This window comes from Magnetococcales bacterium, assembly GCA_015231925.1.
Classification (GTDB): Bacteria; Pseudomonadota; Magnetococcia; order Magnetococcales; family JADGAQ01; genus JADGAQ01.
Window position 1 is genome coordinate 1 of record JADGAQ010000080.1, and the last position, 13,040, is coordinate 13,040.

12 protein-coding genes are annotated in these 13,040 nt (G+C 62.1%); 7 read left to right on the forward strand and 5 right to left on the reverse strand.

What is annotated here, in order from left to right:
• Positions 1 to 128: 128 nt before the first annotated feature.
• Together HQL56_10275 and HQL56_10280 are read right to left on the reverse strand one after the other, a co-directional pair.
• Positions 129 to 806, reverse strand: coding sequence for a TSCPD domain-containing protein (locus tag HQL56_10275; GenBank protein ID MBF0309903.1), 678 nt, complete (start codon positions 804 to 806; stop codon positions 129 to 131).
• Between the two features lie 70 nt (positions 807 to 876).
• Positions 877 to 3,000, reverse strand: coding sequence for an adenosylcobalamin-dependent ribonucleoside-diphosphate reductase (locus HQL56_10280; protein ID MBF0309904.1), 2,124 nt, complete (start codon positions 2,998 to 3,000; stop codon positions 877 to 879).
• Between the two features lie 632 nt (positions 3,001 to 3,632).
• Here HQL56_10280 and ubiE point away from each other — a divergent pair.
• The 4 genes from ubiE to HQL56_10300 all read left to right on the forward strand — a co-directional run bounded on the left by ubiE (position 3,633) and on the right by HQL56_10300 (position 8,969).
• On the forward strand, positions 3,633 to 4,379 hold the full coding sequence (gene ubiE, locus HQL56_10285) for a bifunctional demethylmenaquinone methyltransferase/2-methoxy-6-polyprenyl-1,4-benzoquinol methylase UbiE (protein MBF0309905.1): 747 nt from the start codon (positions 3,633 to 3,635) through the stop codon (positions 4,377 to 4,379).
• Between the two features lie 4 nt (positions 4,380 to 4,383).
• Positions 4,384 to 5,058, forward strand: coding sequence for an SCP2 sterol-binding domain-containing protein (locus HQL56_10290; GenBank protein ID MBF0309906.1), 675 nt, complete (start codon positions 4,384 to 4,386; stop codon positions 5,056 to 5,058).
• A gap of 224 nt (positions 5,059 to 5,282) precedes the next feature.
• Positions 5,283 to 6,920, forward strand: coding sequence for a 2-polyprenylphenol 6-hydroxylase (ubiB, locus tag HQL56_10295; protein MBF0309907.1), 1,638 nt, complete (start codon positions 5,283 to 5,285; stop codon positions 6,918 to 6,920).
• Between the two features lie 318 nt (positions 6,921 to 7,238).
• On the forward strand, positions 7,239 to 8,969 hold the full coding sequence (locus tag HQL56_10300) for a diguanylate cyclase (protein MBF0309908.1): 1,731 nt from the start codon (positions 7,239 to 7,241) through the stop codon (positions 8,967 to 8,969).
• 40 nt (positions 8,970 to 9,009) lie between these two features.
• Here HQL56_10300 and HQL56_10305 read toward each other — a convergent pair whose 3' ends face one another.
• From HQL56_10305 to HQL56_10315, 3 genes are all read right to left on the reverse strand, one after another.
• Positions 9,010 to 9,402, reverse strand: a complete 393-nt coding sequence (locus HQL56_10305) for a type II toxin-antitoxin system VapC family toxin (GenBank protein MBF0309909.1) — start codon at positions 9,400 to 9,402, stop codon at positions 9,010 to 9,012.
• A complete protein-coding gene (locus HQL56_10310) occupies positions 9,399 to 9,713 on the reverse strand; it encodes a hypothetical protein (GenBank protein ID MBF0309910.1) in 315 nt (104 codons plus the stop codon). The genes HQL56_10305 and HQL56_10310 overlap by 4 nt, the downstream gene beginning before the upstream one ends.
• A gap of 71 nt (positions 9,714 to 9,784) precedes the next feature.
• On the reverse strand, positions 9,785 to 10,303 hold the full coding sequence (locus tag HQL56_10315; protein MBF0309911.1) for a MarR family transcriptional regulator: 519 nt from the start codon (positions 10,301 to 10,303) through the stop codon (positions 9,785 to 9,787).
• A gap of 149 nt (positions 10,304 to 10,452) precedes the next feature.
• Here HQL56_10315 and HQL56_10320 point away from each other — a divergent pair, with 149 nt between their 5' ends.
• The 3 genes from HQL56_10320 to HQL56_10330 all read left to right on the forward strand — a co-directional run.
• A complete protein-coding gene (locus HQL56_10320; protein MBF0309912.1) occupies positions 10,453 to 11,862 on the forward strand; it encodes an efflux transporter outer membrane subunit in 1,410 nt (469 codons plus the stop codon).
• A complete protein-coding gene (locus tag HQL56_10325; protein MBF0309913.1) occupies positions 11,859 to 12,938 on the forward strand; it encodes an efflux RND transporter periplasmic adaptor subunit in 1,080 nt (359 codons plus the stop codon). Before HQL56_10320 ends, HQL56_10325 begins: the two co-directional genes overlap by 4 nt.
• The coding region (locus HQL56_10330; protein MBF0309914.1) for an efflux RND transporter permease subunit at positions 12,935 to 13,040 on the forward strand (106 nt) is incomplete at its 3' end. The genes HQL56_10325 and HQL56_10330, both read left to right, overlap by 4 nt.

A 13,040-nucleotide genomic window follows, 5' to 3' on the forward strand; every position in this document is an offset into this window, starting at 1 on the left:
GATGGTCCCCAGACCCCTGCAATAATGCAAAAATGAAACAGAAACGGAATAATCCCCCCCGGACCCCCGTATAAAAAAAGGCCGGCGGGTTGCCCCACCGGCCTCTTTTCCCACGCTCCAACCTTACCTCATCCGCACTTGGAGAAACCGCACTCCAAACAGGTATCACAGCCATCCAACTGCACCACGGCCATCTGGGCACACTTGGGACACTGGGTGCTCCCCGTCAACCCCTCTTCCGCCGCCATGCGCCGCTTGGCCTTCAAATCCTCGGTGACCTCGGAACGCAACATGCCGATATCCTGCAAATGCTTCTCAATGCACTCCCCGATCTCGGCCACCAGGCTCGGCATGTACTTGCCACCCGGCTTGAAATAGCCCCCACGAGGATCGAAAACCGAACGCAACTCCTCCACCAGGAAGGTGACATCCCCCCCGTTGCGGAAAACCGCCGACAACACCCGCGTCAAGGCCACGATCCAGGCAAAGTTGTCCATGTTCTTCGAGTTGATGAAAATCTCGAAGGGACGACGATGCTCGAACTCGGTGCCCGCACTGACAATGATATCGTTGATGGTAATGTAAAGAGCATGCTCCGACAACGGCGTGGTCACCTTGTAGGTCACCCCCTCCAACTTGTCGGAACGCTCCAGCAAAGGCTGCATCTGAATCACCTTGGCCGGTGGCACCGCCGCTTCCTGCTTGCGACGCGACTTCTCCTCCACCTTGGCAGGCTCGGCCTTGGCAACCGGCGCATCGGTCACCACTTCGTAACTGACAATCTTCTTGCTGATGTTCACCGCCATGTCGATTTGGTCTCCCAGCCTTTCTGTCCGTAGCAAGTCCCTGTTGGCGGGCGGAATCCCTGCCCGCCATCTATAGTCTTCCGTAATAACCTTCTTTAAGGGCATCGAATAAATTGGCAGCGGTATGCACCTCGCCATCGTACTCCACCTCTTCGTTACCCTTCAGCTCCAGAATGGTACCATCTTCCAAAGCAAAACGATAGGTGGTTGCAGCGAGATCCTCCTCTTTGACCAACACCCCCTGAAACGCCTCGGGATTGAACCGGAAGGTGGTGCAACCCTTGAGGCCCATCTGATACGCATAGAGATAGATGCCCTTGAACTCCTCGTAAGGGAAGTCCGTGGGCACGTTGATGGTCTTGGAAATGGAGGAGTCGATCCATTTCTGTGCCGCCGACTGAATGTCCACATGCGCCCGTGGCGCGATGGTGTTGGTGTCGGCAAAAAAAGGCGGCAGACGATTGGCCTCCTCCTCCGCGCCGGGCTCGGCATGGGGGTTGACCAGAGTGCGGTAGGCCATCAATTCGAAGGAGAGCACATCCACCTTCTCCTTGGTCTTGCGCCCCTCCCGAATCACGTTGCGCGAATACTTGTGGGCGAAACTGGGCTCGATGCCGTTGGAAACGTTGTTGCCCAACGAAAGAGAGATGGTCCCCGTGGGGGCCAGGGAGGTGTGATGGGTGAAGCGACACCCCTCCCGCATGATGCGCTCCCGCAAAGCCTGGGGAAACTGAGCCATGTACCGGCTGTACCGCCCCAGCAACACCTTACCCGCCACCCGGTCCCCCAGGGCGTAACCATCCTGCACCATCTCGGGCCGCTTGGCCAGCATGGCGCCATCCACGGTGAACAACTCCTCCATGATGGGCGCCGGTCCCTTTTCGCTGGCCAGCTCCACCCCCGTCTCGAAACCGGCGATGGCCATCTCCCGCGCCACCTGCTCGGTGAAGGCCACCGATTCGGGATCCCCGTAAACCCGGCCCAACATGGTCAGACAGGAGCCCAGCCCCAGAAAGCCCATGCCGTGACGCCGCTTGCGCACGATCTCCCGCCCCTGGGAGGCCAGCGGCAGGCCGTGAATCTCCACCACGTTGTCGAGCATGCGGGTGAAAATGCGCACCACCTCGCGAAACCGCTCCCAATCGAAAACCGCCTTGCCGCTGAAGGGGTTCTTGATGAACTTGACCAGATTGATCGACCCCAGCAGACAGGCGCCGTGGGGCGGCAACGGCTGCTCCCCGCACGGGTTGGTGGCCCGGATATCCTCGTCGAACCAGTTGTTGTTCATCTCGTTCACCTTGTCGATGAGGATGAACCCCGGTTCGGCATAATCATAGGAAGAGGAGAGGATGGCATCCCATACCCGCCGCGCGGGCAGACGCCGGTAGACCCGACAGGCCACCTCGCCGCGACCGTTGGTCTTGTAGCCATCGGTCACCGGCCAGGGCCGGTAGCGGATTTCGCAATCGGGATCCTCCAGCTCGTGCCGGTTGGCCGGGAAGAGCAACTCCCAATCCTGATTGTTCTTCACCGCCTCCATGAAGGCATCGGTGATCAGACAGGAGAGGTTGAACTGCCGCAGACGCCCGTTCTCCCGCTTGGCCCGGATGAACTCCAGGATATCGGGATGGGTGATGTCGAAGGTGGCCATCTGCGCGCCGCGCCGCCCTCCCGCCGAGGAGATGGTGCGACACATGGCGTCGAAGATATCCATGAAGGAGAGCGGACCCGAGGTGCTGGCCCCGGCTCCGGCCACGAAAGCGCCCCGGGGACGCAAGGTGGAAAACTCGTAACCGATGCCGCAACCGGCTTTCAGGGTCAAACCCGCGTCGTGAACGGAGCGCAGGATGTCGTCCATCGAATCCCGCACCGTGCCCGAAACCGTGCAGTTGATGGTCGAGGTGGCCGGTTTGTGCTGCCGGGCCCCCGCATTGGAGATGATGCGTCCGGCGGGAATGGCCCCGTTGAGCAGCGCCCAGAAGAAGCGTTCGAACCAGAATTGCCGCTTCGGCTCGACCTCCACCATGGCCAGAGCCATGGCCACCCGGCGGTAGGTATCTTCCACCGTGGCATCCAACGGCTGCCCATCCTTGGTCTTGAGACGGTATTTCTTGTCCCAGATATCCCAGGATGCCGCTTGCATCACCACCTCTTCGGGGTTCACGGAAAATTGGAGTTCGGCTTTATGGAACATGTCGCTTGCTTTCCTGACAGGAGACCGAACGACGCGCACCGACCGCCCGAAGGCTGCCAACCTGCCCCGCTCCCCACCCCTTCCGGAGAGACAACAACACCCTAACGGGTTTATGCAATCCGTATACCAGCACCGAGTCTCGCCTCAAAAGCCGAAGAATGTCCTTGGAATCGGGAATCTTTCTACACCCTTTGAGCGGCGCTTGGAAGGGATAATCATTGCCTGCCTCACGATTGGGCAGATTTAAAAAGTCTAAATAAATCAGTGCCTTGTCTTGCATACAAAAAATCCTTCCACTTGTCAATTGCCTTCGTGCAAAGGTCCGTCGTTGCTGGAATTTGTGGCTTCGGGAAGCGGGATTCCACCTCTTGCGACCGCAAAGCAAGGCCTGTAAATATTTTTCCTTGCTATTTCACGCAAAAGAAGATTTTCCCTCCCCAAACCATCCGTCAAAGAGCATAACACATTCGAAAGCCCTTGATCAGGCCAGGGACATCCCACCATTTTCTTCCCAAACATGGGGGAAATCCCCAGGGGCGCCTTTGCAAAAGGGGACGGGTAGGCTATCCTTGGCGTTCGAAATTTCCCCAGGGGGATTGAACGCCACTTTCTCGTCGTGATCAGGCAGGCTTATCGTGTCCAATACCGTATCGTTCGGCTTCAAGGAGATTCCCATCACCGACAAGGTGCGCGAGGTCAAGCGCATCTTCGATACCGTGGCGGATCGCTACGATCTGATGAACGATCTGATGTCCCTGGGCATCCACCGCCTGTGGAAGGATCAGGCCATTCGCACCCTGCGGCCCGGCAAGGGCTGGCGGGTGCTGGACGTGGCCGCCGGAACCGGCGATCTGGCCCAGCGCATCCACCCCAGGATCGGGGAGACGGGACGCATCCTGCTCTACGATATCAACTACCGCATGCTGGAAACCGGACGGGACCGCCTGACCAACGAAGGTCTGCTCTCCGGCCTCGACTGGGTTCAGGGCGATGCCGAGTCCCTGCCCTTTCCGGACAACAGCTTTCACGGGGTGACCATCGGCTTCGGCATTCGCAACGTGACCCGCATCGAAACCGCCTTTCGGGAGATGTTCCGCGTGTTGCGTCCCGGCGGGCGGCTGATGTGCCTGGAGTTCTCCCGTATGGCCATTCCCGCCCTGCGGCCCCTCTACGACACCTACTCCTTCCGCCTGCTGCCCCAGATCGGCCATTGGGTGGCCGGGGACCGGGACGCCTATCAGTATCTGGTGGAGTCGATCCGCCGCTTCCCGGATCAGGAGACCCTCAAGGCGCTGCTGGAGCGTTGCGGTTTCTTCGGGGTGCGCTATTCCAATCTCTCCGGCGGCATTGCCGCCATCCATCTGGCTCACAAGGTCTGACAACATGCCTACCCGACTGCTCGCCCTGCCCTTGAAACTGTTGCCGCAGCCGTTCACCGCGGTCTCCCTGGGCATCACCCTGAACCTCTTCTTCAGCCGCTACCCCGCCTTGAAGGAGCGCTTGAGCGAACTCGGGGGCAAGATCTTCGAATTCGACGTGGAGGATCTGGGCAAGCAGTTCTACATGCGGGTGGAAGACAACGGCGGGATTCTGCTGCACACCTATTGCGACGACGATTGCCACGTCACCATGGCCGGGGAAAGCACCGCGTTCCTGGACCTGCTGACCGGTCAGGCCGATCCCGATTCGCTCTTCTTCTCGCGGCGTCTCAAGCTCTCCGGCGAGACCGACACCGGGTTGAGGTTCAAGAATCTGTTGGACAACGTGGAGATCGACTGGGAAAAGGAGATGGCCTCCGTGGTGGGCGGACCGATGGCCGGCGTACTGGATGGCTGGCGCAAACAGACCTTCGCCGGCATGCAGCAGGGCCGGAAGATCGTGGAGGCCGGTGTGGAACGTTGGGTGGGCAATACCGGTCTGCCCCGCAAGGGCGAACTGGAACCGCTGCACCAGGCGGTGGAGGTTTTGGGGGAGACCTTGGGCCGCCTGGAGGCGCGGGCTTCCCGACTGGAAAAACGCCTGGCCCTGCAGAGCAAGGCCAAAACCCCGAACCCGTGAGGTCCACGGCCTTTTAATATTTATCTTTTAAGTATCAAAAAAAGAAAATGTTCTGTCCTTTGACTTTGCCATTTTATATTTTATACCAATGAAGACTTTTAAAATTCAAAGATACAAAGTCAAAGGATAGAACATTTTCTTTTTTTGATACTTAAAAGATAAATATTGAAAGGCAGTCCTTCAATATCAATCCCTGACCCCCGACCAGGAAACCCGAATCGATCATGCTGACCACCTTGCGCACCCTTCTCCGCCTCTGGTTCATCCTGCGGATCGTGGTGCGTTACGATGCCCTGCCCCTGCTCTCCGAAAAGGCCCTGCCCTACCGCATCCTGGTCTGGCTCGCCGGTCTGCGCCCGTCGACACGCGCCCTGCGCCGCCGGTACACCTCCTCGGAACGCATGCGCAAAGCCCTGGAAGCCCTCGGCCCCACCTTCATCAAATTCGGTCAGGCCCTCTCCACCCGGGTGGAATCCCTGCCCGAAGAGGTGGCCCGGGAGATGAAAAAGCTCCAGGACGAGGTGCCCCCCTTCCCCTTCGAAAAGGTGCGCGAAACCATCGAGGAGTCTCTCAAGGGCCGCCTGGAAGACTTTTTCCCCCAGTTCGACTCCGTTCCCGTGGCCTCCGCCTCCATCGCCCAGGTGCATCACGCCTTCACCAAAGAGGGACGCGAGGTGGCGGTCAAGGTCAAACGCCCTCAGATCGACGCCGTGGTGGAGTCGGATATTCGCATGCTGTCGCAACTGGCGGGCCTGGTGGAGATGTACGTTCCCGAGTGGCGCCGCTTCCGGGTGCAGAAGGTGGTGGACGAGTTCGCCGCCACCATCCGTTCCGAAATGAACTTCCAGGTGGAAGCCGCACGGGCCCAGCAGTTCCGTGACAACTTCCGCCTCGACAAGGAGTTGCGCATTCCCGAGGTGATCTGGTCCCTCTCCGGCCAGCGGGTCATGACCCTGGAATGGATCGACGGCTTTCCCATCGACGAACTGCGGGATCACCCCGAATTCGCCAGCCGGGTGGATCGCATCTCCCGCAACATCGTCACCGCCTTTTTCAAACAGGTCTTCCGGGACGGCTATTTTCACGCCGACCAGCACCCCGGCAACATCTTCGTGACCCCGGACGGCACCATCGTCATTCTCGATTTCGGCATCACCGGGCAGGTGTCGATGCAGACCCGCATCTGGCTGGCGGTGATGCTGCAGGGCTTTTTGATGCGGGACTACCGCAAGGTGGCGCGGGTGCATCTGGACGCGGGCTACATCCCCATGGACACCGACATGGGTGAATTCGAGGAGGCCTGCCGTCAGATCGGCGAGCCGGTCTTCGGTCAGCCGCTGAAGGAGATCTCCATCGGCAAGCTGCTGGCCCAGTTGTTCAAGGTGACGGAGCAGTTCAACATGCCGGTGCAGCCGCAACTGCTGCTGCTGCAAAAGACCATGGTCACGCTGGAGGGGGTGGGTCGGGAGATCAACCCGGAACTCAACGTCTGGCTGCTGGCGGAGCCGTTGATCCGGGAGTGGATGATGGATCATCTGGGGCCGAAGGGGCGGTTGCTCAACGCCCGGGAGACCATCAGCAACAGTCTGCACGCCACCACCCAGTTGCCGGAGCTGCTCTACACCGGCATCGAACGCCTGGCGCGGGACCGGGTGCGCATGCGCCTGCATCCCGAATCGCTGCAAACCCTGGAGGAGCGCATGAACGTGGGTTTCCGCCAGCAGGTGGCGGCCATTTTCGGCGGGGCGCTGTTGATGTCGGCGGCCATGCTGATCGCCTCGGGCTCCTCCGCCTGGTGGTACGTCCCCGCCCTGGGACTTTCGGCAGGCCAGTTCCTCAAGGCCTCACGCCTGCTTAAATAATTTCTTACTGGAGAAAAAACCGCAAAACGCCAACAATCAAGCAGGAATATCTTCCACATCCCTTGCCTTGTAATATTTTTCTTTTAAGTATCAAAAAAAGAAAATGTTCTGTCCTTTGACTTATCCTTTATCCTGAATCCGTTATCCTTCAGGCTCGCCCAGCTCAAGGCCATCCTTTTCGGGGGCCTTTTCCCGAAAAGGATGGCCCAAAAGCGAGCCCGCCATGGGTCCTTTCAGCGCCAATCGTCTTGTTGATTGGCGCTGAAAGGAGTGGATTGCCCGACGGAGGTTGCCACATCCCCCCCCTTTCGGGATATCATGGCGCACATGCGTACCTCCTCCGCCCTCCTGCATCGCGCCTTGCTCATCATCGCCCTCGGGGTGGTGGTGGCCACCGTTTTGAATCTTCTGGCGGTGCGGCTGCTGCTGTTGCCCGATTTCCTGCGGTTGGAAGAAGACAAAGCCCGGCAGTCCCTTTTTCAGGCCCGCAAGCTGCTTCTGGGCGAATTGAGCCATCTGGGGGACACCACCGCCGACTGGGGCGTCTGGGAAGATACCTTTGAGTTCATGCGCAACCGCAATCCGGAATACATTGCCAAGAATCTCACCCCCGAGACTCTGACCAATCTGAAGTTGAACCTCATGGCCCTTTACGCACCGGAGGGCCTCAAGGTTTGGGGAACCGTTATCGATTCCGCGGAAAAGAAGGAGCTGCCCCTGCCCCCCTTCGATGCGCCGTTTCTGGACCGGGAACACCCCTTGCTGCGCATTTCCCCGGGATCCACCAAAGAGAGCGGCTTCTGGCCCACCTCAGCGGGACTGCTCTTCGTGGGACGATCGCCCATCCTGAAAAGCAGCGCCTCCGAAGAGCGTCAGGGCACGCTGCTGATGGGGCGGCTGCTGGACCGCACCTACCAGGAGACGCTACAGGCCATGCTGCCGGAGGGCACCACCCTGCAGGCCTTCCCCTCGGCACAGACGGGCGATGCCCTGAAACGGGCCCTGGCCTGGGAGCTCAAGAACCATATCAACCAGGCGGAAGAGGGCATTCGCATCACCCGTGGCAAAGAGCATGTCACGGCCCAGATGCTGCTGCCGGACATCGAGGGCCGCCCGGCGCTGCTGATCACCACCCGTTTCGGCACGGAAATCAGCGGTCGCGGCGAGTTGCTCTTCACCTATCTGTTGTTGACCATCGGCGTCAGCGGCGGACTGGTGCTGCTCGGGGTGGGCTGGTTCTTCGAACGCAAGGTGGTGGGACCGGTCTGGCGGCTGCGTCAGATCGCTTGCGATCTCGACATTCACGATCCGCAAAAGGTGCAGGATTGCCTGAACCGACTGAAGACCCTGGGTCTCGAAGAGAAGGCCGAGGTGCGCGCCCTGGCGGCTGGACTGGAGGAGCTGCTGCTGCGCAGCTCCCGCCAGGCGGAAGAGTTGGCCAGTCTCAATCGGGAACTGGTATCCGAGGTGGAGCAACGCCTCGCTGCGGAACAGCGTCTGCAGCAACTCAACGAAACCCTCTCCCGTCTGAGTCGCACCGACGCCCTGACCGGACTGGCCAACCGGCGCGCCTTCGACGAAATACTCTCCCAGGAGTTGAAACGCTGCCAGCGCATGGGGCAGACCCTGGCTTTGCTCCTGATGGACGTGGACCGCTTCAAGGCCTTCAACGACACCTACGGCCATCCGGAAGGGGATGAGTGTCTGCGCAAACTGGGGGAGGTGCTTGCCGCCTGCGCCCGGCGTCCGGGAGACCTGGCGGCTCGCTACGGCGGCGAGGAGTTCGCCGTGATCCTGCCCGCCACCACCCTGGAAGGAGCCGCCGACGTGGCGGGACAGATTCATGCCGGACTGGCGAAATGGGCCATTCCCCACACCGCCTCGGCCACCGGCGTGGTCACCGTGAGCATCGGCATGGTGCTGTTGCCGCCCGAGAGGGAATCCACCCCGGAAGAATTGATTCAGCAGGCCGACAAAGCCCTCTACGACGCCAAGCAGGGAGGACGCAACCGGACCGAAATCGCCGGATCCCGGAACAATACGGTGTGAGTCCTTCTTGCTTCCCACCCCGACAGGCCGTTTCGCAACATCATCCCTCTTCAAACGGGTCAATCAGCCGCAATGCGTCAATCCGCCGGAAGTCTTCCACATTGCGCGTCATAAGCGGCAATCCCTCTACCAATGCACTGGCAGCGATGATGGCGTCAGGCAGCTTGATGGACAACCGCCCACGCAACAAGACAACCTGGTCAGCAACTTTCCGGGAAAGAGGGATTTCATCCATGGCTAAAAGAAGCTTCCGGGCATCGAGACGACTTTGGTCGGTGTGACCGCGCCAACCAAGAAGTTCAATGGTGGTGATGATGGAAACCGCCGCGCCTTCAACCAGGGAACGTTCCACCCTTCGAAGAAAGGACACATCGGGATAACAGGCCAGATAGTCAATCAGAACATTGGTGTCGAGCAGTCGGACGGCGTTCAATCACGAGGCTCCCTGATACCCCACTCATCGCGCATGGCGGCAAATTCCCTACGCAGTTCGAGGGGGTCGGTTTGCGGGAAACTGGCCCGAGCGGCATGTGCCAGGTCGAGAATAGAGGACTCCGCATGACCAACCCCCTCCTCAACCAGGACGATGACCCTGACGTTGGCGGCGTTGGCGGGAAGGCGGTCACTGTGAACATCGAGTCGATGATCGATAATGGCGGTTTGAATTTCAACGGCATACATGGTTTTGGTCTCCTCTGTCGCCGCGATGGGGAAATCTCCATCAAACACGATCAGTTTATCCACTATCTCGCACCACTCGCAACGCCCTCTACCAATGTTTCTCCGGCAAACCCCCACCCCGGCGGAATCAGCGGCTAAGGATCCTGGACTGCGTCAGGGGATTGCCTGTCCGCCGCCATCATGCGGCCCAGCAATTGCCCCATCCGGCGCATCTCCTCTTCGTCGTACAATTGGTGCAACCAGCCGCCCACCTCGGCACGCACCTCGCGAATGGCCCGTTGGGCAAGCTGCACCCCCTGCTCCGACAAGCGCACCGGCTTGACCCGGCGGTCCCCCTCCCGGGTGGAACGCACCACCAGGCCCCGCTCCTCCAGCTCCTTGAGAATCTTGGTCAAACCGCCGGAAGTCAGCAGCACCGCCTGCTGCAAGCCCATGGGCGTCAACTCCCACGGCGGGGGACTGCGCCGCAGACTGGCCAGCACGTCGAACTGCGCCGGGCTCAGGCGATGCCGCGCCAATACCTCCCCCACCCGGCGGAAATGCACCTCCCTGGCCCGAAGCAGGGAAAAGACGAACCCCATCAGCGGCGCATCCAGCGATTCCGGCCAGTTGGCCCGGTGCAGGGCGATCAACTCCTCCGTGGTCTCCAACATAGTTTCACCTCCCGGCTCACCTTTTCATCTCGTGCGGGCCAAGAGTAAAGGCAACGAACGGCAAAGATCAAGAAATCTTTCTTGCAAGATTGTTTCAGGTGCGCTAACAATCACCCATCCAGTCGCCCTGGCCGGGAGATAGAGGGACCATGCCGCCTGCCGTTTCACCGCCGATCCTGCTGATTTCCGCTCTCCTGTTGCTTGGGGGCTGCTGGCTGCCCGGTCCCGATTTCCGCCGCCCGACGCCGGAGGTCGAGGCCCGCTGGCAGGCGGCGCTGCCCCACGAGGGTTCGCTGGTCCGGCTCGCCGACTGGTGGACCCACTTCGACGACCCGCTGTTGCCACGGCTGATCGCACGGGCCGAGGCGGGGCATCCCAATTTGGAGAAGGCCCTGGCCAGTCTGGCGGAAGCCCGTGCGGGGGTGGCCTCCGCCACGGCGACGGGGTTGCCGGTGGTCAACACCGGGGCATCCCTGGCGCGGGGGGGTGAAGCGGGCAACAGCGCCCTGCCCGCCACCACCAACCGCAAGGTCAGCCTGGACGCCAGTTGGGAGTTGGGGCTTTTCGGCAGCGTGCAACGCGCCATGGAGGTGGCCACGGCCCAGATGGCGGCGCGGGAGGAGAGCTGGCACCAGGCCCGCATCACCCTGGCCGCCGAGGTGGCGGCGCGATACGTCGATTACCGCTCCTGCCGGCGACTGGTGGGCAATTTGGAAGAGGAACTGACCTCCCGCCGCACCACGCGGGAGGTGGTGGGCAAAGCGGTGGCGGCGGGTTTGCGGGCGGCGGCGGAAGCCGAACTGGCCCGTGCCGTCGTTGCCGAGGGGGAGTCGCAACGGACGGCCCAGGAGATGGAGTGCGAACTGGCGCTCAAGGCGCTGGTGGCCTTGAGCGGCCTGGAAGAGACCACCTTGCGGGAGTGGCTGGCCGAGCCCGCCCCGCCGCTGCCCGCGCCCGAACGCTTCGCCGTGACCACGCTGCCGGCGGCGCTGCCTTCCCAGCGACCCGATCTGGCCGCCGCCGAGCATGAACTGGCCGCCGCATCCGCCGCCATCGGCTATGCCGAGGCGCAACGTTATCCGCGTTTTTCCCTGACCGGCAGCATCGGCCTGCGCCACGCCGACTTCAAGGGGCAGAGCCCGGAGTTCCGCCCCTGGAGTTTCGGCCCCTCCCTCTCCCTGCCGCTGTTCGACGCCGGAGCGCGGCAGGCCCAGGTGGATGCCGCCACCGCCCGTTATCAACAGGCCCTGGCGGCCTATCGACTGGCGGTGCGCCTGGCCATCCGCGAGGTGGAGGAGGCGCTCACCCGGCTGGATGCGGCCACCCGCCGCGCCGGCGCCGCCCAAACCGCCGCCGATGGCCAGAAGGCCTTCTTCCTCGCCACCCTGGAACACTACCGGCAAGGGGGCGCGGACCTGTTGCGCGTCGAGGAGACCCGACGCAACGCCGGGCAGGCGGAACGCAACCGCCTGTTGCTGGAACGGGAACAGGTGCAACAGTGGATCGCCCTTTACAAAGCTCTCGGCGGTGGCTGGGAGAGGAGAGACGACACGCCATGAAACGGACCGTCATCGCCCTTCTGCTGCCGGGCCTGCTGCTCGGCGGCGTGCTGCAGGCCGCCCCCGAGACCCCGGCCACCGGGGACAAAGCCGTTCTCACCGTGGAGAGCTGTCTGCCGGTGTTGAAGGAGTGGCCCGAGGAGATCACCGCCAGCGGCGGGGTCTTCGCCTGGCAGGAGGCCATCGTGGCGGCGGAACTGGGCGGATTGGCCCTGCAGGCGGTGCGGGTGGATGTGGGTTCCGTGGTGAAGAAGGGTCAGGAGCTGGCCCGTCTCTCCGACGAGATGCAGCAGGCCGCCGTGGCGCTGCAGCAGGCCAACGCGGCCAAGGCCCGAGTGGCCCTGGAAGAGGCGCGCGGCAACGCGCAACGCGCCCGGCAGGTCAAGGGGAGCGGCGCCCTCTCCGAACAGCAGATCAACCAGTATCTCCTGGCCGAGAAATCCGCCGCCGCCAGCCTCGCGGCCAGCGAGGCCTCTCTGCGACTGGAGGAGACCCGCCTGAAGCAGACCCGCATTCTCGCCGCCGACGACGGTCTGATCACCGCCCGCAACGCCACCCTGGGCGCGGTGGTGGGCAGCGGTGCGGAGTTGTTCCGCCTGTTGCGTCAAAACCGTCTGGAGTGGCGGGCCGAAGTCACCGCCAGCCTGCTGCCGCGCCTTCAGCCGGGCCAGACGGCGCGGTTGACCCTCTCCAGCGGGCAGGAGACCAGCGGCACGGTGCGTCAGATCGCCCCCAGCCTCGACGCCGCCTCCCGCAAGGCGCTGGTTTACCTCGATCTGCCCCCCGACACCCCGGCGCGGGCGGGCATGTTCGCCCAGGGTTTCATCCGGCAGGCCCAATCCCCGGCCCTCACCCTGCCCCAAAGCGCCCTGGTTTTCAGCGACGGCCATCGCTACGTCTTCACCCTGGATGCGGACTTGCGCGTCTCCCGCCGCAAGGTGGCGATCGGTCGCAGTCGGGAGAACGCCGTGGAGATTCTTTCCGGCCTGGAGCCCGGTCAGAAGGTGGTGGCCTCCGGTGGGGCCTTCCTGCATGAGGGGGATCGGGTGAGACTGGCCTCCGGAGCCGCTCCATGAATGTCTCCGCCCTTTCCATACGGCATCCGGTACCGGCCATTCTGCTTTTCGCCCTGCTGACCATCGAGGGGCTGATCGCCTTTCGCCATCTGGGCATCCAGA